This window comes from Streptomyces sp. NPDC018000, from assembly GCF_044328025.1.
Classification (GTDB): Bacteria; Actinomycetota; Actinomycetes; order Streptomycetales; family Streptomycetaceae; genus Streptomyces.
Window position 1 is genome coordinate 1 of the sequence record NZ_JBIRGM010000028.1, and the last position, 24,288, is coordinate 24,288.

Below are 24,288 nucleotides of genomic sequence, written 5' to 3' on the forward strand. Positions count from 1 at the left end.
GGCAACAAACGTGCCCTCACCGAGGAGCCATCCGGTCCGCATCAAGGAAACGAACGACCCCTATGTACTGGACAACGGTCCGCTCCATGCTGAAGACATCGGCCGTTTCCGTCTTCCTGGGAGGGCCACCCACGCCGCGCCGAGGAAGGGGCCGCCACATAGCGCAAGCCCTCCAGCGGGAGGGGCGCGCCTGTCGCAGTGCCGGTACGCCCTGATGATGTGCTGACGCGGACAGTGATTCCGAAGGAGTGCCGTGGACAGCGTCCCTCCCCGGGCTCCGGAAGGGGCCGCCTCTGGTCCGGCCTGGCAAGCGGGCCGGGCAGTCTGCACCTCCTGCGGGCTGCGGGCCCTTCGATACCGTCCGGCCCTGACGCGGTGGTGCCCCTCGGCGGTGACGACCAGTGTCTGAGCGGCCGGGATCCGCGGCAGCCGACCGCGAGGGCTGGGAGGCAGGCCGTCTCGTGCGGCCGGGTCCCGTGTGGTGGCTCGGCGCCGGCCTGTTGGTGGGGGCCGCGGCCGTGGTGGCCGTCTGGCGACGGCACGAGCTTGCCCAGGCGTTCTCCCTCATCTCCCGGGTGCATGTGCCGCAGCTGGCGGTTGCCGTGGGGTGCGAGGCGCTGTCAGTGGTGTGCTTCGCCGCTGTGCCCCGTCGGCTGCTGCTGGCGGGCGGGGTGCGGTGGAGTCTGCGGCGGATGACCGCGATCGTTGTGGCCGCCAACGCCGTGGCCGGCGCGCTGCCGGGCGGGGCGGCCTTCGCTACCGCATGGGTGTACCGACAGCTGAGCCGTCGGGGCGTGAAACCAGTCCTCGGTGCCGCCGTGCTGGTGGTCGCCGGGGCGCTCTCGGCGCTCGGCCTGGCGATCCTGACAGTGCTGGGGATGTTCACGGTCGGTACAGCCGGTGCCGCTGCCGTGGTGCGTCCGGTTGCCGGCATCCTGGTGCTGGCGCTGGTGATCGGTCTGGCGCTCTTCAGCCTGTCCCGCTTCGCAGGCTTCCGCGCAGCGGTGCGGCGGGCCTGGTTCGGCACGGGCGGGCGGTCCGGGCGGGTACGGCAGGCCCAGATGCTGCTGGTGCGCGTGGTGGAGCAGGCCAGAAGCCTGCAGCCCGGCTTCCGGCCGTGGCTGAGACCGGCAGCGTACGCCGTGATGAACTGGGTATTCGACGCTGCCTGCCTGGCAGCCTGTCTGTGGGCGCTGGGTATCGGCGTGCCCTGGCGCGGGATCCTGCTCGCTTACGCGCTCACACAGATCCCCGGCAGCCTGCGTCTGACGCCCGGCAGCATCGGGGTGGTCGAGGCGAGCCTGTCCGCGTTGCTGGTGCTGTATGGCCTGCCTCCCGGACCGGCGATCGCTGGGGTGCTGCTGTACAGGGCCATCAGCTATTGGGCACTGCAGCCGGTCGGCTGGGCGAACTGGATCGGCGTGACCTTCCAGGCCGATCGGCTCTCCCGGCATCCCGGGCGCCGCACGGACGGCGAGCCGGTCCAGCCACCTCCGCGTGAGCCAGGGACCTGACCGGCTGTCACCGTGCCGTGAGGAGGGGCATCCGGGCTGCCTCGTAATGGAATGACGCATCGGCTGGAACTTCTTGTTACGTTCTCACCATGTGCCCATGGAGGCGCCGTCATACGGGGTCGGAACAGTGACGCGCATGAACACGAGTATGCGCGTGAACCCGAGGGCAGGACGGCGGGTCGTCTCCGTATTCCTGGCCCTGTCCGCCTCCGCCGCCGTCCTGGCCACCCCCAGCACGGCTGCCGCTCAGCGGTCGTCCGGTGCCGCCGTCCCGGTGTCACCGATCCGTTGGGGCGCCTGCCCCGAGGCCGAGCCGCCCTATCCCGACCCAGCCCGAGGGCGCAGTGCACGACGGTCGAGGTGCCGCTGGACTGGGCGCAACCGAACGGGCCGAAGACCGGCATCTTCGTCGCGCGGTACCGGGCCACCGACCCCGCGCGGCGGATCGGCGTCCTGATGTCGAACCCGGGCGGCCCCGGCGCGCCCGGGGCCGACGACGCGCTGTACGCGGACGACCCTGTCAGCGGCTACTCCCCGGCCATGCTCCGGCGCTTCGACGTGATCGGCTTCGACCCGCGCGGCATCGGCCGCAGCCGGAACGCCGAATGCGACGAGACGATCAGCGACCAGGTCCCGGCCCGCCCCCGCGACGCGGCCGAGCTCGAGCGGCTGCGCACTCTGAACGGGCAGGCTGGCGGACAGTTGTCCGGAGCGTACGGACCCGCTCGCGGCCCATATGGACGGGGAGAGCGTGGCCCGCGACATGGACGCGATCCGCGCCGCCCTCGGCGAACGCCGAATCAGCTTTCTCGGCCACTCCTACGGCACCTTCCTCGGCGAGCGCTATGCCCGCCTCTTCCCCGGCAGGCTCCGCGCACTGGCCCTCGACAGCGCGATGGACCCGGACCGGCCGAATGCCGAGCGGTACCTCACCGACGGCAGCGTCACCACCGACAACACCCTGAAACGGCTCGCGGCCTGGTGCGAGAAGGACACGTCCTGCGCACTCAACGGCAAGGACCTGACGGCCGTCACCGACACACTGTTCGCCCGCGCCGACGCGGGCACACTCCGCGAGCCCGGCCCGAACGGACCGACGCGGACCAAGGTCGACGCCGACAAGCTGTCCGACTTCCTCACCTACGCTCTTGGCAACGGAGAAGGCGATGCGGGTCATCGACACCTACCTCACCGGACCGCAGGGCTGAGCCGACAGGGGTGCGGCGGTGGGGGCGGGCGGGCCGCCCCCACCGAGGACTCCTGGTCCTGGGTGGTCGGTTTCTCCGGTCGGGACCGCGCGTGACCAGGCCGCGACTCGGTGCGTTCTCTCCTGCCGACGGCGGAGAGTGCGTCGATCCTGGAAGTGGGACGCCCACCTGCGATCCACGCCTCTTCGAATTGCGGGAACGGTCTCGCCCGAGGTTCGCCCTTCAATTGAGGGAGCCGTCCGGTGATCACATCAGTTCGTCTGTCAAGCCGGCATCTGTCACGCTCGGCCAAACCGGGGCCCCCGCGCGAGGCGCCCAAGCCGTCGGCGCCTTCGCCAGGGCCTTCCTGGTCTCGCTGGCTGCTGCCCGTCGCCGCGTTGGTCTTGCTGCTCGTGGTACTGATGCGAACTCCCTCCCCCCAGCAGGGCGCGTCGCTGTCGTACAGCGAGTTCGTCGGCAAGGTGAGCGTCGGTCAGGTCAAGACGGTCGACATCGACGACAAGGGCGCCATCGAGGGAACCCTCAAGGACGGTAAGAAATTCACCACGCGGATTCCCACTGCTCTGGACAACAGCCGCCTGGAGCAGCAGTTGCAGTCCAAGAACGTGGAGATCACCGCGTCCCGGAGCAGCAGCGGCAGCCCCCTCGGGACACTGCTGGTGCTGTTCCTGCCACTTCTGTTCATCGTCGCTCTGTTCATGTGGACCGGCCGCCAGGCGGCAAGGACACTCGGCGGGGGGCTCAGCGCCATCGGGCGGGCCCGCGCCAAGATCATCGAGACCGAGCGGCCGACCACTCGCTTCGAGGACGTCGCGGGATACGGGGGCGTCAAGCAGGAGATCAGCGAGATCGTCGACTTCCTGCGCAGCCCCGAGCGCTACGCGGCCGCAGGAGCGAAGGGACCACGTGGTGTGATCATGGTGGGCCCGCCCGGCACCGGTAAGACCCTCATCGCCCGCGCGGTGGCCGGTGAGGCAGAGGTTCCGTTCCTGTCGGTGACCGGCTCGGCGTTCGTGGAGATGTTCGTCGGTGTCGGGGCCTCCCGGGTGCGCGACCTGTTCGCCGACGCGCGCAAACGGGCCCCCTCGATCATCTTCATCGACGAGATCGACGCCGTTGGCAGCCGTCGCGGCGGGGCTGCCCGGCTTGGTGGCAACGACGAACGCGAGCAGACCCTCAACCAACTCCTCGCCGAGATGGACGGCTTCGACCAGGCCAGCGGCATCGTCGTCCTGGCCGCGACCAACCGGCCCGAGGCCCTCGACCCGGCGCTGCTGCGCCCCGGCCGCTTCGACCGGCACGTGACCGTGCCGCTCCCCAACCAGGCCGAACGGGCGGCCATCCTGGCCGTCCACGCCCGCGGCAAGACCCTGGCGCCGGACGTCGACTGGGACGCCGTCGCCCGGGCCACGCCCGGCTTCTCCGGCGCCGACCTCGCCAATCTGGTCAACGAGGCCGCCATCAATGCCGTCCGGGCAGGGGGTGCCGTCATCGACGCCCAGGGTCTCGGCGACGCCCGCGACCGGCTGCTGCTGGGGCGGCGGGAGTCCACCAACGCACTGCTGCCGGAGGAACGGCACTCCGTGGCCGTCCACGAATCCGGACACGCGCTCATGGCGGCCCTGTGCGAGCACGCCGACCCGGTCGCCAAGGTCACCATCCTGCCCTCCGGACCTTCGCTGGGTGCCACTGAGCAGCTCCCGGAGGCCGAACGGCACCTGTACAGCGAGGGCTATCTGACCGACCTGCTGACCGTCCGGCTCGGCGGTCGTGCGGCCGAGCTGGTGGTCTTCGGCGAGGGCTCGACCGGTGCCGCCGACGACCTGGCCGGCGCCACCCGACTCGCCGCCCGCATGGTCCGCGAGTTCGGCCTGTCCCCGGCGCTCGGCCCCATCGGATACGGCTCCGGCGCCCCCCGCTACCTCGGCGGCGAGAGCACCGAAGAGACACTGCACCGGCCCTACTCCGAGCAGACCCAACGCATCGTCGACGAGGAGACCGCTCGCCTGCTGCGGGAGGCCGAGGAACGCGCGGTGGCTCTGCTGCGCGACCACCGGGAGGCGCTGGAGACGCTTGCCGGACTGCTCACCACCCGCGAGACCGTCGACGGATCCGTGGTCCTCGACGTACTCCAACAGCAACAGCGGTCGGACGGTCACCACACCGCGGCGGAAGGGAAGCCGACGCCCTCCCCGTGACGCCGCGGCGGCGCTCGCAAACAAGAAGGAGGCGACCATGGAGGGGCGGCAGCCGGGGACGGTCCACGGTGAGCAGGAGGTCTTGGCGCGGACGGTCGCCGTCGTGATGCGTACCGCTGTGGTCACGGTCGATGCGGACGAAACCGTGCTCGTGGCCTGGGAGTTGCTGGAGTTACCTGGCGGCACGTGCGCCCTGCGCAACACGCCCTGGCGCTGGGCTCGACGCCACCCGCGCTGCTGCGGCGCACGAAACCGCCCTTCGGCATCAGCCCCCGCACTTCGCGGTGCCGTCGAGCTCGACCGGGCGGAACGTCTGTCCGCTGACATCCCCCGGTGTGTATCAGCCCGCCCGGTCTTTGCGCAGGAATCGGCGCAGCCGCCGCAGTGGCCACGTGTTGATCACGTCTTCCGGTGTGAGCCATCCGCGTTGTGCCGTGCCGATTCCGTAGCGGAGGTACGCGAGCTGCGGAATCGAGTGGGCGTCGGTGTCGATGGCGAACTTCGCTCCGTGACTCCTGGCGCGGAGGATGTCCTCGTCGCCCAGGTCGAGGCGTTCGGGCTGGGCATTGATCTCCAGGGCTGTGTCTGTGCGGGCGCAGGCAGCGAACATCTCGTCGAGGTCGGCGTCGATGCCCTGGCGCTTGCCGAGCAGACGGGTGGTCGGGTGGCCGATGACGTTGATGTGCGGGTTCTCGCAGGCACGTACAATTCGCCGCGTCATCGCCTCCCGGCTGAGATTGAAGTGGGAGTGCACCGAGGCCACGCAGATGTCGAAACCTTGGAGGAACTCGCCGGGCCAGTCCACTTCCCCGTCCGGGCCGATGTTGAGTTCGGTGCCGTGCAGCAGCCGCATCCGACGGTACCGGCCGTCCAGTGACCGCACGTGTTCGCGCTGGGCAAGGATCTTCTCGTCGGTCATGCGCTGCATGTACAAGTCCGGTGCGTGGTCGGTGATCGCGTAGTACGTGTATCCCCGCTCGGCGGCCGCTACCACCATCTCCTCCAGCGGGGCGAGGCCGTCGGTGAGGTCGGTGTGGGTGTGCAGGTCGCCTTTGATGTCGCCCTCCGTCACCACCTCGGGCAGCTCGCCGCGCAGGCCGGCTTCGATCTCCCCTCGGTCCTCGCGCAGCGTGGGCGGGATCCAGGGCAGGCCGAGCCTGGCGTACACCTCGTCCTCGGAGCGGGAGGCGACCCGCTTTCCGCCCTCGGTTTCGAACAGTCCGTACTCGGAGAGCTTGAGCCCCAGGTGGACGGCGATCCTCCGGGTGCGGATGTTGTGCGCCTTCGAGCCGGTGAAGTACTGCAGGCCGGCGCCCCACGATTCCGGTCGCACCACGCGCAGGTCGACCTGGAAGCCCTTCGTGGTGCGGATCGAGGTCTTCTTCTGGCCGTGTGCGATGACCTCTGCGGTGGAAGGCAGTTCGGTGAGCGCGTCCATGAAGGGGGCAGACCGGTCGGCGGCGACAAGAATGTCGACGTCGCCGATGGTTTCTTTCATACGGCGCAGCGATCCGGCGTACGCGCAGTTTTCACAGCCGGTGATCCGGGAGAGTTCCGTGACGATGTCCTCGGCGGGCTCCACGGCGGTGCTCAGCAGGATCCGCTCTCCGGCCTGCTGCATGAGGGCAATACCGTGCAGGATGTTCTCCTCGGTCTTCTCCCCGAAGCCCTTCAAGTCGCGCAGCCTCTCCGCCTTGATGGCGTCGGCCAGCTCGCCCACCGAGGAGATGTGCAGACCCTCGTAGAGCGCCATCGCCTTCTTGGGGCCGAGGGTGGGGATGGTGATGAGCTGCCGTACCCCTGCAGGAATCTGGGCCCGCCTCTCCTGGACCACTGTGACTTTGCCGGTGCGGAAGTACTCGATGACCTTCTCAGCGATCGACCTGCCCACACCCGGGATCTCCTTCAGACCCTTGATGTCGAGGTGGGAGACATCGGCGGGGTAGCCCCCGATCGCGCGGGCGGCCTTTTCGTAGGCGCGCGCTTTGAAGGCGTCGCCTCCGGTGACGGCGATGAGGTCCGCGTACTCCTGAAGGAGTGCCTCGACCTCCTCGTTGGGCCGGACCATGTCTCACAGTCTAGTGCCGCGACAGGCAAACCTTGCCGGTCGCGGCACTGGGAACCGACCTGTGTGGCCATCGCACGGAAAACAGCGGACATGACCGAAGCGGCCTATCGACCCGAGGATCTCGTGCGGGCCGTTCGAGCGGCCGGCATCAGCGACGAGCGCCTGCTCCAGGCCGTACGAACGACGCCCCGAGCGGCATTCGTCCCTGCCGGCCACCAAGCGCACGCCTACCATGACGTGCCCATTTCGATCGGGCACGGGCAGGTGACCACGCAGCCCTCGCTCTCGGCCGTGATGATCGAGGGCCTTGATTTGAGCGTGGACGAGCACGTCCTCGAGATCGGTGCCGGGCTCGGCTTCCAGACCGCGCTACTGGCCCGATTGGCCACGGATGTCGTGAGCATCGAGAGGTGGCCGGACATCGCACATCAGGCACAACTCAACCTCGCCCGGCAGGGCATTCGGAATGTGCCGACGGTCGGTGACACCTGGACCGGACAGGGGCCGGTCGGTCACACCACAGCCCGGTGCCACCGGGTTCTCGTGGAGACGGAGGGTCCCTTTCCAGGTGGTGGGGGCTGGGAACCGCCCCCACCGTCATACCTGCCTCAGGCTTGAGCGATCTCGACATGGTGCGGCTTGGCCGCTTGCGCCTTGGGCACGGTGACGGTCAGTACCCCGTCGCACAGCGTCGCCGTGACCTCTTCGGCTTTGAGGTCCGTCCGCAGCACCGCCCGGTACTCGAAATGCCCGGTGCGCCGCGTGCTGTGGCGGAGGGCGCCCTCGCGCTCACATTCTTTGTACTCCCCTGTGATGCACAGTTCCCGGTCGCTGACCTCTACGTCGATGTCCTGACGCTCGATCCCGGGCAGCTCCGCCTCGACCACGTAGGCGTCGTCCGTCTCGTGCAGGTCGGCCAGCGGCGACCACGCCCCGGCGGAGGGCTCGGTGCCGACGGCTCCCAGGAAGCGGTTCATCTGCTCGAGGAGGTCATCGAACCCGGCGGCGGTCGGCTCGCCCCAGCCCAGAGAGGGGAACGGCCGTTCCATGAACCGACCGGACCTGCGGTGTACGACGGGAAGACTCATCGCGGTTCACCTCCGCAAAACGACGATTCCCTACACCTCAATGCTGCGCGCCTGCCTATCGCCTCGCGAATCGGGCAAGAACCGATGTATCGCACGAAGGCCACCGGATCGATCCGGTCCTGAGGCCGGAACATGGGCTGCCGCACTCGTTCGCCGATCCGCCGTCTTCCGCCACGCCCCACACCTCACCGGCCGCGAGCCCGTCGGCCTCAGGGCTCGGCTGCTGCGGAAAGGCTGAGAACCGAGGTGAGACCGCCTCGGCTCGAGCAACGGGCGCCGATGTTTGGGATTCAATGAAATCGTCGTTGACTCGAACGCGTCGGCCGAGCGGGCCGCCTGGATCGCGGCCGTCTGTCCGTAGGCCTGAAAGCGTCGGGAGCCCGCTCCGTCTCGCCCCCTCCTCCCATCTACCACATCCACCACTCCTTGCACACGGGCACGGAACCCTCGGGATCTTCCCATCACGGCGATTTCCAGCCGATTTACGACATGCATCAGGGCGAGACGGGCACGGAACCTGTCGGAACCAGCCGACGGCCAAGGGGCGGACTGTCGCCGCCGATCCGATCCGGTCACGATGTCAGGGCTTCGAGTGATCACGTCGACGCAGGACGACGGAGCCTCGATACGGAGACCGGAATCGGCCGGAAACTCTCCGTCTCTTCCGAGCCGAGGAGCGGGTATTCACTCTTCAACTGTCTCGCCCGTGGATGGTGCGCCGGCCAACCGGCCGCGACCCGGCGCCGACCCCGGTGCGACCGATGGACTCCGGTCGGACACCCGCTCGTGTACCCCCTTTTGCCTGCGCACCGAGATCTTCGACGACTGCGATTCCTGATGAGGGAGAGGTTATGGAGACTGCAATTACGCGAGCCGTGGTTCACGTGATCGCCGACATGCACCACAACTTCAGGGAGAACCTGACCATAGACGACATGGCCCAGGCAGCCGGATTCAGCAGGTTCCACTTCACCCGGGAGTTCACGAACCTGACAGGGGTCTCTCCCAGACGTTTCCTCAGAGCCATCCGCTTCGAGGAGGCGAAGCGGCTCCTCTCGGATTCCCGGCTCAACGTGGCGGAGATCAGCCACACCGTCGGGTACAGCAGCGTCGGGACGTTCAGCTCATGCTTCAAGTCCTGTACGGGCATCACCCCGTCCGCGTACCGGCGGCTCCGCTCGGCGGACCCCCTCACGGCAGCGGGCCCGCGCCGGGGCCGCGGCGCCCCGCCGTCACCGACGCCGCTTCACGGACACGTGCAAGCGCCCGCCACGGATCGGTCCGGTTTCGTCTTCGTGGGACTCTTCCCCGCCCCCTTTCCACAGGGGCACCCGGTGCGTTGCACGGTGCTGCCCCGCCCCGGGGCCTTCGTCCTCGACGATGTGCCGACGGGGAGCTGGCATGTGCTGGCACGCTCCGTGACGCAGGGGACCGGCGAAGGGCGTCAGGCCGGTCCCACACCGGTAGTCGGCGGCTTCGGGCCGATCACCGCGTCGGCAGGCCGCGCTCTGGAACCGGTCGTGATCCGCTTGCACCGGGCGAACCGGGCCGCCCTCCGTCTCTGCTCGATGACCGGCTGAGGGCGGCGCCCGGGCCGGTTCACGGCACGCCCCGCCCCGGCCTCCGCTTCACCGGGGCGGCACTCTCGGGCGCGGACCGTGCTCCCGGAACCGGCCGCGGAAGAACAGCAGAGCGTCCTCGGCCGTCCCCGGCGCCGTGGACCCGGCACCCACCACCGGCCGCCGATTCCAGCCGAGCACCGCACCGACGAGGATCGTGTGATCGCCGCCGTCGTACACACGCCACTTCTCGCATTCGAAGCGCGCCAACGCACCGTCGATCAGGGGGACCGAGGTGGTGACGCCGGGGGTCCAGCCGACCGCGTCGAACTGCGGCAGGCCCGCGGGGCGGGAATCGTCGGCGAAGCGCCGGGCCACGGCCTCCTGGGCGGCACTGAGCACCGACACCCCGAAGTGACGCGCGGGGCGGAGCGCCTGCCGCATGACGGCGTCGTTGTGGACGCAGACGAGCAGCAGCGGCGGGTCCATGGACACAGAGGTGAAGGAGTTCGCCGTCATGCCGCGCGGAAAGGTCCCGCCCACCGTCACCACAGTGACCCCGGTGGCGAACTCCGCGAGCGCGCGGCGCAACTCCTTCACGTCCGTGTCGCGGCGCACCGGCGACGGGAGGGCGGCCTCGCGCGGGCCGGTCATGCGCTCCACCCGGTCCGCGACAGGGCCGGTGAAGCGTACGCCTCCAGCGCCCGGACCAGGGATTCCGGCACGGGAGTCGGGACCGTGGCCGTGTTCGGGCCCCGCATGCACGCGACCCGCTGCCTGCCGCGGGCGACCAGCCGCTCGGGTCCCTCGGGGTCGAGTCGGACATAATCGAAGGTGAACTCCAACTGCGTCTGGCGGAGTTCGGTCAGCCGCATCCTGATGGACAGTTCGTCGAACGCGCTGATCTCGGCGAAGAACTCGCAGTCGACCTTCAGCGTGAACAGCTTGAGATCCCCGAGGACGTCGGCCAGCACCTCCGGGGCATGGGCCCTCAGGAACATCTCACGGCATCTCCCCTGCCAGCGAAGGTAGTTGACGTAGTAGACGTTTCCGACGAGGTTGGTCTCCTCGAAGCCGACGACATGCCGGTACTCGAAATGGTCTGCCATGGATACGGACCTCCCTTGCTGAGCGGTGCGCAGCCGACCGCGCGGGTGCGGCAGCACGCGTGGGCGGGGGGCGGCGGTCATGGGCGTGGCTCCGCCGCGACGAGGACCGCGATCACCACCGGGTCCGGCACGCCCTTGAGCCGGGTCGCCAGGGCCGCGACGCGCAGTCCGCCCGAGGCGAACACCGTCCAGTCCTCGACGGTGCGCGGTGTCAGGGAAAGCGGGGCGTGCGTGGTCAGGCCGGCCTTCTGCATGCATTCCAGGGCGGTCCACACGGCGGTGGCCGCGGTGTCGTAACTGTCCCCCGTCTCCTTGGCCGCCATCTCGGCCAGCGGCGCGTGATCGCCCAGAAGTCCCTCCCACTCGGCTGTCGGCCGGGCCACGACACGTTCGATGTCGCAGCCCACGGCGGCGGCGTCAGCCACCGCGCACAGCGTCCATCCGGCCGTGTGCGAGGCGGACACGACCAGGCCCCCGGGAAGCTCGGGCCGGCCGTCCGGCCGGTAGGTGACGACGGCGGGTGCGCCCAGAGCACGGCTCGCGGCCCGCGCCGTCATCGAACGCCGCCGCCCACCATCCGCTGACGCCTCGCCCGGCCCCTGTCCCGCGTCCGGTTCCACCGCGACGGCCGCCCGCCGCCCGGTCAGTTCCTCCACGGTTCGTTCCAGGTAGGACGCAAGCAGGGGCGCGGCCCACGGACCGCTCCGGACACCCTTGCGCACCGCCGTCAGGCGCAGCCCCTCCCACCGTTCCACGACTCGGCCGTCGGGGGCGTACGCGGCGATGTCGTACACGTACGTATCGCCCTCGCGCTCCCGCTCGACCGCGGAGTAGCGGACCTCCTTCGGCACTTCGGCGCCTGCGGCGAGCGGGTACAGCCGCTCGATGCCCGACGGCAGCAGGGTGGCATCCGGCACGCACACCTGGTTGCCGTGCATCAGCGCGTCCCGCATCCCCGGATCGGCCAGAAGCAGCCCGCCCGGGAGGTAGGACGCGAACCAGTCCGATGCCTCGGCCACCGACAGATCCGCGTCCACGTGCCGCGCCGAGACGCGGTGGAAGCGGCGCAGCCGCCGGAAGCGGTCGCCCTGGAAGAGCACATCACCGTAGAGGTCCGCCGCCGGGTCCAGCGGCACGTCCCCGAGGCCCGGCTCGCAGGGCGTGGGCGGCCCTTCGGGCACCGGTACGCCGGAGAAGACCAGCCGTGCCCGGAAATGCTCGGCGACGAACCCGGACTCCTCGGCGCGCAGGGCGACCTCCACCGTGTCCGGGCCCGTGACGGTGGCGGCGATCCGCACCCGGACCGTGCCGTCGGGGGGCACCACCACCGGTCGCAGGAACCGCACGTCCTCCAGGACCGGGACACCGCCCCACCCGGTGGCCGCAGCCGCCACCTGGCACATCGCTTCCATACCGATCACAGCGGGCAGCAGCAGGTCGCCGTCGAGGAGGTGGTCACCGAGGTAGGGGTCGGTGCCCACGTTCAGCTCGGTCTCCGTGACCAGCTCGACACCGTGGTAGCGGACCAGCGGGGCGGTGGTGAACCGGTGCAGGGGCAGCGGTGGCCGCTCCCGGCGCAGCGTGTCGGCCTCCCCCGTGCGGCCGGTGACCACGGCGACCGGCGGGGCGTCCGGATCGGCGATCAGGCGCAGCAGTACCTCCACGCCCTGTTCCGGGGAGATCGGGGTGATGCCCTCGCGGGCCAGGGACTCGACGACGGACAGCTTCTCGCCCATGCCGACACCGGACCACACCGACCACTCCACACAGCGCACGCGGCAGTGCGGCGACGCGTCGGCGAAGCGCTCGGCGAGATCGGCGAGCCACTCGTTGGCGGTGGCGTAGTGCGCCTCACCGCGCAGTCCGGTACGGCCGATCACGCTGCCGAAGCAGACCAGCAGTTTCAGGGTGCTCGTGTCGACCGCCGCGAGGACGGCGCACAGCCCGTCGACCTTGGGCGCGAGGGTGCGGTCGAAGTCAGCCATGGTCAGGTCGGCCAGTGCGGCCGGTTCGTTGCGGCCGGCGCCGTGCAGCACCGCTGTGACAGAACCGAGTTCGACGGTGAGCTCGGCGACCGCCGCGCGGACCCGCTCCGGGTCCGTGACGTCCGCGCGGGCGTACCGCACTCGGACGCCCCGGTCGGCCATCCGCCGCAGGTTCGCGGCAAGGTCCGTGTCCCGGGCGGGATCGGACCGGCCCACGATCGCCACCGCGGCCCCGCTCCGGGCGGCCACCGCGAGCGCGCACTCGGCGGTGATCCCCTTGCCGCCCCCGGTCACCAGGAGGACGTCGGAGGAGTCCAGCACCTCGTGGGCGCGCTCGCCGCGTACCGGCAGCGCACGCAGCACGGGCGTCCGGCGGGTCCCGGCCGCGTCGAAGCGCGCCTCCGTGAACCGTGTGGTCGCCGCCACCTCGGCGACGACCCGGTCGACGACATCGTCGCCGGCCGGGGTGTCCACGACGGTCGTCCGCAGATGAGGGGCCTCCAGATGCAGGGACTTGGCGAGACCGGCCGCGCCGAGTCCTTCCTGGACCAGGACGAACCGCCGGCCGGCGGCGCCGGCGAGGGCCCTGCGCGCACCGTCGAGCACCAGTGCCAGCCGGTCCCGAGGGCATCGCGGCGGAAGGCACACGAGGACGCCGGGCCCCACCCGGGCGCTCCGCAGCGCGCGCCGCAGCGCCTCGGCGAACGGGTGCGCGTCCTCCGCGAACAACTCCCATACGCCGTCCTCGGGTTCGGCCCGGACCGATGCCGGCGGCTCCTCGTCCAGGTCCACGGCGAAGGCCCGCACCCACGGGGCCGCGCCCAGCACGGCGGGCGTCGTGACCGCACCGCCGTCCGGGAGGGTGGCCGCCAACGACTCCAGGGCTTCGCCGAGTTCGGCCAGGGTGGCGGTGGCGAAGTTGGCCGGGGCATGTGCCGTGGCGAGACCGAGGCGGGTGGCCGCCTGGTTGACGATCTGTCCCACGGTGATGGAGCTCATGTGCAGGTCGTCCAGGAGACTGCAGTCGTCCCGCACCAAGTCCACGGGGAGTTCGGCCCGCTCCGCCACCAGCTCGCGCAGCACCTCCACGGCCGGCCGCGCGGCCTCCCGCCGCTCGCCGCTCTCCGGTTCACCGCCGCTCTCGGCCGTCCCGCCGTCGCCGGTCGCGCGCGGGCCCCCGCCGGCTGCCGGCTCGTCGCTCCCGGGCGACCGCACCGGTCGGCCCTGCCGGGCGGCCGACGGTCCCGGCGACGAAAGCGCCGACAGCCCGTCAGGGGCGACGTTCTCGCAGGGGCTCGCCAGGAAGTCGAACTCGGCGTCGAGATCCAGGGGCCGGGTGAGCCGGTCCGTGAACAGCCGCTCGTGCATCAGCGGGGCGCCGATCACGTACGCGGCCCCGACGACCCGGAGCAGACCGCGCAAGGATCCCTCGTCCGTGTCCAGCGCCACGGACGGCACGCCGGTCGCCCCGGTGGCGAGCGTGCTGAGCACCTGGCCCGGCCCGACTTCGACGAACAGGTCGACGTCCCGGGCCGCCGCCTCCACCGCCGGGGTGAAGAGCACCGGATCGGTGATCTGCCGGTGCAGCAGCTTGCACAGGTCGGTGTCCTCGGCCAGCTCCCGCCCGGTCACGGTGGACAGCACCCGGCCCCGCACGGGCCCGAACCGGGTGTCGGCCAGCCAGCCCCCGAACACGTCCGCGGCAGGTGCGACCAGCGGGGAGTGGAAGGCGTGGGACACGGCGAGCCGCGCACAGCCGACCCCCGCCCGAGCCGCCCGTTCCAGGAGAGCGACCACGGCGTCGTCCGGCCCGGCGACGACTGTCCGCTCGGGACCGTTGTACCCGGCGATGACCACGTCGAGGCCGTCCGTCAACACCCTTACCCGCTCGGGGTCCGCCGACAGGGACGCCATGGCGCCCGACTCGCCATGCACGGCCATGGCCGCGCCGCGCACCCGGGCCGCCTCCGACAGCCGCGCCTCGTCCAGGGCTCCCGCCCAGTGCAGAGCGGCGAGTTCACCCAGGCTGTGTCCGACCGACACCTCGGCCTCCACGCCGAGCCAGTCGAGGACACTCAGTCCGGCGGCGGCGGCGGTGACGATCCGTGGCTGAGCCACATCGGTCGCCACCGGGTCGCCGTCGGTGGGCAGCCCGGCCCGCTCGTAGACGTCGGCGGCCTGGGCGAAGCGCCGGCGGAGCGCGCCGCCGTCGGTACCCCGGCCGGACCCCTGGCCGGGGAAGAGGAAGCCGATGCGCCCGCCCTCGTCTCCCGCGCGTCCGACGAACGCCCGCTCGTCGATCGCGACCAGCGGGCCCACGTCTCGCTCCAGCACGTCGATCAGCTGCCGCAGCCGGCGTTCCGCATCGTCCGGGGAGGACACCACCACGGCGGCACGCCATGGCAGTTCCCGCAGGTCGCGCTGGAGCGTGTGGGCCAGGTCGGCGAGTTGGGCGTAGGAAAGCCGGGGCGCGAGGCCGGCCACCCGCGTCAGGCGATCCCGCAGCGCGGCTGGCGAGTCACCGTCCAGGAGCAGCAGTTCGCAGTCCTGGAGGGAGCCGGCCAGGGCGAGGTGGCGCCGGCTGGGCGCCCGGTGGCGCGGGGGCGCCTCCTTGTCGAGTACGACATGGGTGTTGATGCCGCCGAAGCCCATCGCGGTGACCCCGGTGCGCAGCGGCATGCCCCGCGGCCACGGCTCCGCGGTGCGCAGCGTGCGCAGCCTCGCTCCGGGGCCGCTGAGCGCTTCGTGCGGCTCGACGCAGCCGATGGTGGGGGGCAGCAGCCGTGTGTCCACCGCCATCGCGGCCTTGATCAGGCCGGCGACCCCGGCGGCGGCCTTGGTGTGCCCGATCATCGCCTTGACCGAGCCGATGGCGGCCGTCGGCGCGTCGGGGTCGGCCTCCGCGCGGGCCTCGGTGAGCGCGCCGAGTTCGTTGGCGTCGCCCACCGGGGTGCCGGTGCCGTGCCCCTCGAAGAACGGCACCGTGTCGATCCCGAACCCGGCCCGCTCGTAGGCCCGTGTCAGGGCCAGCCGGTAGCCGCCCGACTCGGGGCGGGTGATGCTCCCCTGTCCGTCCGAGGAGATGCCCCACCCCGCGATCGTCGCGTAGACGCGCAGGTCGGCCGCGCGGGCGTCCTCCTCGCGCATCAGCACGACCATGCCGCAGCCCTCACCGGGCCAGAATCCGTTGGAGCCGCGGTCGTACACGCGCATCTCCGACCGGGCCAGGGCTCCGGTCTTGGCGAAGCCGATGATCTCGAACGGGTCGATGGACAGGTCGACACCGCCGGCGACCGCGACATCGAGGTCTCCGCTGAGCAGTGAGCCTGCGGCGGTGGTGACCGAGAGCAGCGAGGAGGAGCACGCGCCGTCGACGCTGTAGCCGCCCCCGCCCAGCCCGAAGTGGTTGCAGATACGGCCGGCGATGGTGTTCGACAGGGCCCCGGCGAGCGAGTCCTCGTCGATCTCGGGGAACGGCTGCTTGTAGGACTTCTCGACGCCGTCGAGGAACGCGGCGAGCCGGTCGTCGTCCCAGCCCTGGCCGCGCAGCGCCGCCGCGAGCACCCGGCGTACGTACGGCCAGCGCAGTCGCATGCCGCCCGCCCGGGTGAACTCCCCGGTGAGGGTGTTGCCGACGACGACACCGGTACGGGCTCGCGGCAGTCCGCCGCCCTCGGGGAACCCCGCGTCGGCCAGTGCCCGAGCGGCGGTCTCCAGGGCGAGCCAGTGCGTGAGGTCGGTGGAACGGTAGGTGCTGCCGGAGACCCGGTGCGCGATGCGGTCGAAGGCATAGCCCTCCAGCACGGCGGCCGTACGGGCGTAGAACCGGTCGGGAGCGGCCGGGTCAGGGTCCCAGTAGTCGTCCAGGCGCATCCGTACGTCAGGGATCCGGCGAAAGGCACGCCGGCCGGCGACCGCGTTCTCCCACAGTTCGCGGGGGTTCGCGGCGTCCGGGAAGCGGCAGGCCATGCCGACGATCGCCACTCGGGTCATGCCGCCACCGGTTCCTTCCCGGTCGCGGAGGAAGCGCCTCGGGCCCCGGCGGCCGGTATCCGCGCCGGACTCGCCGCGGCCCCATCGGCGCGCAGGTGCACCAGCCAGAGGTAGCAGCCGCGGACCAGGCAGACCACGGCAGTGGCGAAGAACAGGCCGTACGCGATGCCCGCCGCGGTGAGGATTCCGTACGTGAGGGCGACCCCGCCGCCGAAGGCGACCTGGGCGGCGGGCCGTGACGGCGTGGTGCCGGGGTCCGTGACCATGTAGTTCGTGAACAGGACGAAGGCGACGCCGGTCATCATGCCCAGGGCCGGCGGGATCGCGGTGTCGAAGAGCACCCCCCGCACCACGGCCTGGAGCACGAAGACGACCAGCAACCCCCCGATCAGCCACATCCGTTCGGTGAGCTTCGCGTTGATCAGGGTGCCCGCGACGACGATCACCGCGGGAATGATCCAGTCGACCGGGCCGTCGACGTACTCCGTGAACTGGTACGGAGGAGCGATGCTGGCCCAGGGGAACAGCAGCAGCACCACCGCGATGCCGAAGTTCGACGGGTTCATGAAGTGGCGTTGCCTGCCCCGTACCGGTGCGCGCAGGACCCACTTGGTGGAGACCGCGACGACGACCGCGAAGACCATCACCCACAGCCGGTCGTTCACGTAGAGCAGCATGTTGACGGCGAGCGCGGTGATGTGGCTGGGGTAAAGGAACTCCAGGACCCCTTTCACCCCGCCCCCGGCGAAGCGTGGCCCGCGTCCCTCGACCCGGGCCCCGACGTACTCCAGGACCGTTTCGACGGCGTAGCCGACGGCGACCGCGACGAAGGGCCACAGCCAGGGCTGTTCGAATCCGAGCAGGGTGTAGCCGGCGATGTTGAGCACCGTGATCGAGATGGCGAACCGACGCAGCGCCGTGACGATCTTCGGGTCGTGCCGTCGGGGTGCGATGGGGGCCTCGGTCATCTCCGTCACCTCTCCTTGACGTCGGACGCAAGCTGCAGCGCGTGCCAGCCAGGGGCCAGCTTCAGGTCCTTCTCGTGGGTCTCGCCGGAGCGGTCCCGCCACCTCAGCCGTACCTGTACCGGCGTGTCGCCCTGCTCGCCCAGCCCGATGTGCACGTCGTGGCTGCGCTTGCCGGAGTGTCCGCCACCCCCGTCGACCCGGCTGATCCGCCGGGTGCCGTCGGCCAGGGTCACGGTCACCTGGGCGTCGACGACCGGTGATCCGGAGGGGTGGGTCAGCTTCAGGCCCAGGAAGTCGCCGGTGGCGGGGCCCTCGTTCAGGTAGAAGGCCGGCTCACCCCACTGCCGTGCCACTGCCAGGTCGAGCTTGCCGTCACCGTTGGCGTCCCCGACGGCCAGGCCGCGGGTGGGGATGGGCACGGCCATGCCGAGCCGGTCCGACAGATTCGCGTAACTCCCGTCCGGGGTCTTCGCGAAGAACCGCATCGTCTGGTCACCGGCCAGGTCGTCGCCCTTCCTGACGTGAGGCCACCAGCCGGGGTCGGCGACCAGCCCGTCGTTGGAGGTGGCCAGTTCCTGCAGCTGGGCCCACCGGTTGTGCCGGCCCTTGACGAAACCGGTGGCCTGGGTGATCTCAAGTTGGCTGTCGTTGTCGAAGTCGCCCATCTTCACGTCCCAGCCCCAGCCCGACCAGGCGAGACCGAGGGGAGCGCTGCGGTCCACGTACGGCGCTTCGCCCCGGCTCATCCGGGCGCGCACGTCGCCCAGGCCGTCGGCGGTGCTCAGGAACGCGAAGTTGCTCTCCTGCAGACCGAACGAGGTGGTGATGTTGGAGACGAACATGTCGAACAGGCCGTCCTGGTCGAGGTCCCCGAAGTCGATCCCCATGCCCTTGAAGGAACTGGCTCCGATGCGCTTGGACTTGGGCACCATCGGGTTGTGGGCGCCCTTCACCTCGGCGAACTTGATGTCGCCGGGCTTCGACCTGTTGTGCAGCATCCGTGAGGTCCCGAAGTCGTGGGCGACGTACAGCTCGGGCAACTGGTCGCCGTCCAGGTCCGTGGCGGCCGCGCCGAGCGTCCACCCGATGCGCATGTCACGGGGCATGACGTTCTCGGCCTGCACGAATCCGTCCTCGGTCCACCGCAGGATGTGGTCCTCGCCGCCGTTGAGGGCGTTGGACAGCGAGTCGTTCATGACCACGCCGCCTCGCACGGAGGGGTCGAGGACAGGGCCGTCCGGGAAGTAGTTGCCGATGAAGATGTCCTCGTGCCCGTCGCCGTCGAAGTCCGCGATGGTCACCGCGTTGCTGTTCCACCGAGGCCCCGTGTACCGCGCCTCCCCGACGTCGGCGGCCAGCTCGACGGGCTCGAAGGAGGCGGCGGTCATGGTGTCCTGACCGGACCGGGCCCGGAAGATGATCGGTGTGCGCCCCCAGTAGTAGACGAGCAGGTCGATGCGCCCGTCCTCGTTGAAGTCACCGGCGACACAGCCCATCGGGGCCATCGTGTCGTCCATGGGGAGCGGAGCGGGGTCGAGCGCGAACGGCGCGTAGCGGCCGCCTCGTTCGTCGGGTACGGGCGTCATGACGACCTGGTCGATCCGGGGGTCCGTGACGCACAGGTCGTTGGCGAGGCCGTCGCCGTCGACGTCGTTCATGGCGATTCCGGCGCCCACCGAGGAGATCCACGCCTCGATGTGCTGGTAGTCCTTGTTGACCCGGCGGATCTCCTGCTGGTCGAAACCGGCGGGCATGGGGATCGACTTCGGGGTGAACGCGAAGGAGTCCGCCAGCTCGGCCGTCTGCGCGGCGGACGGTGACGCCGGGCGCACCACCACGTAGGTGACCGCCATGAGCAGGACGGCGATGATTCCGGGAAGCTTCGGATAAAGCCAGGATCGCGCGGTGGTCACGGGGCTAACACCTTCCTTCGGAAACGAGTGCTCCGGCTATGCGTTGACGCCACGTCTCGTACGCCGGCATGTCCACGCAGTCGGGCGCGTCCGGCCGCAGTTCCCGGCAGACGCGTGCCGCACCCTGTGGATCCATGCCGCACAGCACCTCGGTGGCGAGTGCTGTGTGATGCACCGTCAGGCCGGCGCGCTCACGCGCCTCCGCGGCGAACGCCGAACCCTGCAGGAGCTGCGGCCGGTACTCCCCGGCGCCCTCCCGCAGACGCAGGAGCTCGTCCGCGTCGGCCCCGCCGGCATAGGTCGCGGCCAGGCCCACCCCGCCGAACAGGTCACCCCGTCGCGCCGACGGGAAGGCGCCGACCAGGGCCAGCACCGCGTCGACGTCGGTACCGCCGACGAACCACAGCGCCCGGCCGATCCCCTGGTCCACCGCGCGGTGCGCGTAGGAGGCCAGGTCCTGCGGCCACGCCGGCCTCCGGTCGCGGTACTGCCGGCGGACATAACGGTCGGTGTGGAAGTACGCCTGGTGGAAGCCGTATCCGTCGAGGACGAGCCACCTCAGGAGCGGGTCCGCGCTCGCCGTGTCCGGACGCAGCACCCGGGGCAGCCGCGCCATGGCCCAGCCGATCCCCACGTAGGCCATGTACGGGTGGGCGCCGCCGCGTCCGGCGAGGAGCCCCCTCAGGCGTTGCTCCTTACTGCCGGGCAACGCGTCCAGAACGGAGCAGGCCATGGCAGCACCCTCATAGGCAAATCCCCGGAACTCACTGGGAATCCGCTCCAGCCGGGACTCGGCGGCCTGCGGATCCGGTGCCTCGACGATCTGCCCGTATCCTTCGAGGAAGGTACGCCCGATGGTTTCGAGCAGTTCCTGGGCCGTTGCGTTCTTCTTGCGGAATCCGCGCACTTCCAGACTGGTACTGGAGAGCGCGGGGGTCAGTATTCGGCGCCGGAGCGCACGTAATCCAGCCGTCACCGTGCGGTATCCCCTCGTCGAGTGATTCGAGTTCGTACTGCAAAGTCATGCCGAATGTACCGGGCGCTTCCGGGCCGCTGTCTACTCGAAATGTGCGCTCCCCAATTCCCGTTCCGTGCACCGGGTCGCGGGAACGTGGTTTCGGCGCCGGGTCCGGGCACGAATGCGTCGTGCGCCGTCCGCTGCGGCCTCCCCCCTTCCGGTAGGGTTCCGACTGCTGGGAAGGTACGACGAAGGCGAGACCCGAAAATGAACAGTCCTGCGATTGTGTCGAGGGAAGAGTGGTTAGCGGCCCGGAAGGAACTGCTGGCACGGGAGAAACAGTTCGACCGGGAACGGGACGCGCTCAGCGCACAACGCCGGGCCCTGCCGATGGTCGAGATTACCGAGCCGTACGTCTTCGACGGCCCGAACGGCACGGCAACCCTCGTTGACCTGTTCGACGGCCGCCGTCAACTCATCGTCTATCACTTCATGCTGGCCCCCGACTGGGATGCCGGCTGCACCGGGTGCTCGCTCCTCGCCGACAACGTCGGTCACTTGGTGCATCTGCACGCGGCCCGGACATCTTTCGCCGTGGTCTCACGCGCGCCGCTCGCGAACATCACGAAATTCCGTGAACGCATGGGGTGGACCTTTCCATGGTTCTCCTCCCACGGCACGTCGTTCAACTACGACTTCCACGTCACCATGGATGAATTCGTGGCACCCGTCCTCTTCAACTTCCGTACGAAGGACGAACTACGGGAGGCCGGAATCGGCTCCTGGGCCCTGAGCGGCGAGCAACACGGCCTGAGTGTCTTCCTCCGCGAGGGCACGCGCGTTTTTCACACCTACTCGACGTACTCGCGTGGCACCGATCTCCTCAACGGCACCTTCAATTACCTGGACCTGACCCCCCTCGGGCGCCAGGAGGAGGCCGGGATCATGAACTGGGTCCGTCACCACGACGACTACGAGGACCGCGACGGCCGAAGCGGGGACGACGGCTGCGGCCACTGCGGCACCTGACACCGGCCGCGTCCGGGGGCCGTCGCGGACGCCCCACGCGTCCCCGACGGCCCCTGGTTCACGATCGGCCCTGACGCAGCCGGAGGAGCTGTCCGTTCGCCTCGCCGAGCGACGTCGTCCGGTTGGTCAGGTAGATGTCACCGTTCGGCGCGACGGTGACCCCGCCGGGGTGCTCCAGGCCCTCGCGGGCCAGGACCGTACGCTTCCCGTTGTGTTCGATGCGCACCAGCCGCCCGGTCCGGTCGGGCGAGTCGAAGCCCTGCTCGGCCAGTTCGAGCACCAGCATCCGCCCCTGACGGTCGAAGGCGAGATCGATGATGCCGGTGAACCCGCTCGTCACGACGGTCGGTTTCCACCCGGGCACGAGGCGCCAGATCCGGGCCTTCCCCATCTGAGTCGGCTCGCCGCTGTACTCACTGATGTAGAAGGTGCCGTCGGGCCCCCGCACGATGGCCGACGGCACGGACTCGGACGGGCTGCCGTCGATGATCTGGTCGGGCAGCAGGGCGAGCATGCGGACCGAACCGCTGTCGGACACCCACAGGATGTCGTTGCCGCCGGCCTCCGCCACCAGCGTCCCGCCCGGCACGCGTGTGATCCCGTACGCGTTGGCGTTGACGTCCGCGCGGTGCGGGTTGTACCGCTCCTCGAACGCGAGGAGGTCCCCGACCGGGCGGAGCCTGCCGTTGCGGTCGATGGTGCCGGTCTGCGCGAGACCCCGCGCCGCCGGGCCCAGACCCTTCCGCGTGGACATCTGCCCACCGAGGCCGAAGACCACCGAGATGCGCCCGTGGCTCGCGTCGATGTCGTGCAGTCCGAGCACACTGAACTCGTTGATCACCGACGGCAGCCCGGTGGCGATGCGTTCGGTCTTGCCGTTCCTCGGGGTGTACGAGGTGATGGCCCCGCTGGTGCCGAAGCAGGCGGGGTACCCTCCCACACCGGCCGCGCACGGCGCGGGTCCTCCCTTGCCGGCCTCGGTGACCAGGACGCGCCCGGCGTGGGCGTCCCAGGTGAGCCCGCGCGGGGTCACCAGGTTCTCCGCGACCACGTCGAGCCGCGTGTCCGCCGCGGCCTGCGAGGCGGCGGCGGTCATCAGTCCGCAGAGCATGGCGGTGGCGAGCGTGGCGGCATACAGTCGGCGCAGCATCAAAGCCCCCTGTGCGTCATCGTGGAATGGACCCGGTCGTGAGGCGGGCACTCCAGGTCTCCCGCCGGGTGGCGTCGGTCACGCCGCGTTCGGCGTAGTTGTCCGAGACGGCGATGTCGGTGAACCCGGCGCCGCGCAGCGCGTTCTCGACTTCGTCACGGGTGAAGCAGCGCTGCGGGTGTCGCTCGACCGACCTCCGGTACAGCTCCCCCTCGGGCACGAACAGCGACACCAGGTACTCGTACGAGGATGTGTCCGGTTCGTGCCGGGTATTCCATATGTAGGCGAAGTCACCGAAGTCCTCGCCGAACTCACCGAGTGCGGCGATGGCTTCGAAGCTCGGCCGGGTGCTCAGGTCGAACACGAGCAACCCGCCGGGCCGAAGCGTCCGGGCGAGCTGGTGCAGTGTGGTGGCGAGGGCACCGTCCCCCGCCAGGTAGTTCGCCCCGTCGAAGCAGATCAGGGCCGCGTCGAAGGGGCCCAGGGCAGAGATCCGTTCGTCGGGCAGGGCCAGGCACAGCAGCTCGGTTCCGGGGCTGGTGCGCGCGCGGGCGATGTCCAGCATCTGCTCGGACGCGTCGACCCCGGTGACCTGGTAGCCATGGTCCTGCAGGGTCCGTATCCCCATACCGGTGCCACAGCACACGTCGAGTACAGTCCGCACCGCGAATCCGGCCTCGTCGAATCGTTTCTCCGTGAAGGCAAGCCATTGGTCGTACGGGATTTTGTCCGCTGCCATCCACCGGTCGTAGACCCGGGCGAGCGCGCTGTACGGAGCCCTGTATCCGGCTTCTGCTGCGGGCCGGGGGCTCACTTGGTGTCCCACGGCCCGGACTGCGCCAGATACCGCCGGCCGGATACCTCGCCGGACGATACCTCCGCAAGCCACTTCCAGAACGGCAGGGTCACGTCCGGGGTGGGCACGCTCGACAGGTCGAAGTCGGGCTCGGCCTCGGCGTAGCCGCGTGTGCGCATCCCGCCCGGGTCGACGGAGGTGACTCCCACGCCGGTGTCGGCCAGCTCTGCCGCGATGATGCGCGACGCCTGGTCGAGCGCCGCCTTGCTGGCCCCGTAGATGCCCGCGCACGGGAAGACGTCCACGGCCGCCTCGCTGGACACGTTGACCACCAGCCCGTCGGTCTCCCGCAGCAGGGGCAGCGCGAGCTGCGCCAGCGCCACGGGGGCGATCACGTTGGTACGGAGCACCTTCTCGAACACGTCCACGGGGTGGTCCAGCAGCGGCCGGATGGGGCTGACCCCCATCTGGGAGGCGTTGTTCACCAGCCAGTCGAGGCGTCCGAGTGAGCTCGCTTCCGCGATCAGCCGCGCTCGGTGTGCGGCCTCGCCCACGTCCCCCGCCACCGCGCGGACGATGACGCCCCGGCCACTGAGCCGCTCGGCGACCGCCGTCAGGTCCGACTCGGTGCGTGCGGTGAGGACGAGGCGCCAGCCGACACCGCCGAGGAACTCGGCGATGGTCTCGCCGAGCCCCGTACTCGCGCCGGTGATCAGAGCGACACGCGATGGTCTGAGGGGGTTCGTCATGGA

General features: G+C 70.4%; 17 protein-coding genes. 6 read left to right on the forward strand and 11 right to left on the reverse strand.

What is annotated here, in order from left to right:
• Nucleotides 1-401: 401 nt before the first annotated feature.
• The 3 genes from ACH4EW_RS29610 to ftsH all read left to right on the forward strand — a co-directional run bounded on the left by ACH4EW_RS29610 (nt 402) and on the right by ftsH (nt 4,920).
• Complete coding sequence (locus tag ACH4EW_RS29610; protein ID WP_398262149.1) at nt 402-1,514, forward strand: YbhN family protein; 1,113 nt, start codon at nt 402-404, stop codon at nt 1,512-1,514.
• Between the two features lie 751 nt (nt 1,515-2,265).
• Entirely contained in the window at nt 2,266-2,817 is a 552-nt protein-coding gene (locus tag ACH4EW_RS29615; protein WP_398262151.1) for an alpha/beta fold hydrolase, read from the forward strand.
• Nucleotides 2,818-2,964: 147 nt separating this feature from the next.
• Nucleotides 2,965-4,920 carry an ATP-dependent zinc metalloprotease FtsH gene (gene ftsH / locus ACH4EW_RS29620; RefSeq protein WP_398262153.1) on the forward strand — a complete coding sequence of 652 codons (1,956 nt, stop codon included), beginning with the start codon at nt 2,965-2,967 and terminating at the stop codon, nt 4,918-4,920.
• Between the two features lie 340 nt (nt 4,921-5,260).
• Here the strand turns inward: ftsH and polX are convergent, their stop codons facing one another.
• Entirely contained in the window at nt 5,261-6,988 is a 1,728-nt protein-coding gene (gene polX, locus ACH4EW_RS29625) for a DNA polymerase/3'-5' exonuclease PolX (protein WP_398262155.1), read from the reverse strand.
• A gap of 90 nt (nt 6,989-7,078) precedes the next feature.
• Here polX and ACH4EW_RS29630 point away from each other — a divergent pair, with 90 nt between their 5' ends.
• On the forward strand, nt 7,079-7,606 hold the full coding sequence (locus ACH4EW_RS29630; RefSeq protein WP_398262157.1) for a protein-L-isoaspartate O-methyltransferase: 528 nt from the start codon (nt 7,079-7,081) through the stop codon (nt 7,604-7,606).
• On the opposite strand, the gene ACH4EW_RS29635 is transcribed toward ACH4EW_RS29630, so the two are convergent.
• Entirely contained in the window at nt 7,597-8,037 is a 441-nt protein-coding gene (locus ACH4EW_RS29635; protein WP_398262159.1) for an Hsp20/alpha crystallin family protein, read from the reverse strand. The genes ACH4EW_RS29630 and ACH4EW_RS29635 overlap by 10 nt on opposite strands.
• An 890-nt stretch (nt 8,038-8,927) precedes the next feature.
• Between ACH4EW_RS29635 and ACH4EW_RS29640 the strand changes: the two genes are divergently transcribed.
• Nucleotides 8,928-9,656 (forward strand): helix-turn-helix transcriptional regulator, encoded by a 729-nt coding sequence (locus ACH4EW_RS29640; RefSeq protein WP_398262161.1) that lies wholly within the window; start codon nt 8,928-8,930, stop codon nt 9,654-9,656.
• A 48-nt stretch (nt 9,657-9,704) separates the two neighbouring features.
• Here ACH4EW_RS29640 and ACH4EW_RS29645 read toward each other — a convergent pair whose 3' ends face one another.
• From ACH4EW_RS29645 to ACH4EW_RS29670, 6 genes are all read right to left on the reverse strand, one after another.
• Nucleotides 9,705-10,289, reverse strand: coding sequence for a flavin reductase family protein (locus ACH4EW_RS29645; RefSeq protein WP_398262163.1), 585 nt, complete (start codon nt 10,287-10,289; stop codon nt 9,705-9,707).
• On the reverse strand, nt 10,286-10,744 hold the full coding sequence (locus ACH4EW_RS29650) for an acyl-CoA thioesterase (protein WP_398262165.1): 459 nt from the start codon (nt 10,742-10,744) through the stop codon (nt 10,286-10,288). Before ACH4EW_RS29650 ends, ACH4EW_RS29645 begins: the two co-directional genes overlap by 4 nt.
• A gap of 77 nt (nt 10,745-10,821) precedes the next feature.
• A complete protein-coding gene (locus ACH4EW_RS29655; RefSeq protein ID WP_398262167.1) occupies nt 10,822-16,722 on the reverse strand; it encodes an SDR family NAD(P)-dependent oxidoreductase in 5,901 nt (1,966 codons plus the stop codon).
• A complete protein-coding gene (locus ACH4EW_RS29660; RefSeq protein ID WP_398262169.1) occupies nt 16,719-17,690 on the reverse strand; it encodes an enediyne biosynthesis protein in 972 nt (323 codons plus the stop codon). Before ACH4EW_RS29660 ends, ACH4EW_RS29655 begins: the two co-directional genes overlap by 4 nt.
• A gap of 5 nt (nt 17,691-17,695) precedes the next feature.
• On the reverse strand, nt 17,696-19,543 hold the full coding sequence (locus ACH4EW_RS29665) for a CRTAC1 family protein (RefSeq protein ID WP_398262234.1): 1,848 nt from the start codon (nt 19,541-19,543) through the stop codon (nt 17,696-17,698).
• A 64-nt stretch (nt 19,544-19,607) separates the two neighbouring features.
• On the reverse strand, nt 19,608-20,579 hold the full coding sequence (locus ACH4EW_RS29670) for a DUF1702 family protein (protein ID WP_398262171.1): 972 nt from the start codon (nt 20,577-20,579) through the stop codon (nt 19,608-19,610).
• Between the two features lie 249 nt (nt 20,580-20,828).
• Here ACH4EW_RS29670 and ACH4EW_RS29675 point away from each other — a divergent pair, with 249 nt between their 5' ends.
• Nucleotides 20,829-21,590, forward strand: a complete 762-nt coding sequence (locus tag ACH4EW_RS29675; protein ID WP_398262173.1) for a DUF899 domain-containing protein — start codon at nt 20,829-20,831, stop codon at nt 21,588-21,590.
• Between the two features lie 58 nt (nt 21,591-21,648).
• On the opposite strand, the gene ACH4EW_RS29680 is transcribed toward ACH4EW_RS29675, so the two are convergent.
• The 3 genes from ACH4EW_RS29680 to ACH4EW_RS29690 all read right to left on the reverse strand — a co-directional run bounded on the left by ACH4EW_RS29680 (nt 21,649) and on the right by ACH4EW_RS29690 (nt 24,285).
• On the reverse strand, nt 21,649-22,740 hold the full coding sequence (locus ACH4EW_RS29680) for a ScyD/ScyE family protein (protein ID WP_398262175.1): 1,092 nt from the start codon (nt 22,738-22,740) through the stop codon (nt 21,649-21,651).
• A 16-nt stretch (nt 22,741-22,756) separates the two neighbouring features.
• On the reverse strand, nt 22,757-23,479 hold the full coding sequence (locus ACH4EW_RS29685) for a class I SAM-dependent DNA methyltransferase (RefSeq protein ID WP_398262177.1): 723 nt from the start codon (nt 23,477-23,479) through the stop codon (nt 22,757-22,759).
• Nucleotides 23,480-23,550: 71 nt separating this feature from the next.
• Nucleotides 23,551-24,285 (reverse strand): SDR family NAD(P)-dependent oxidoreductase, encoded by a 735-nt coding sequence (locus ACH4EW_RS29690; protein ID WP_398262179.1) that lies wholly within the window; start codon nt 24,283-24,285, stop codon nt 23,551-23,553.
• Nucleotides 24,286-24,288 lie beyond the last annotated feature (3 nt).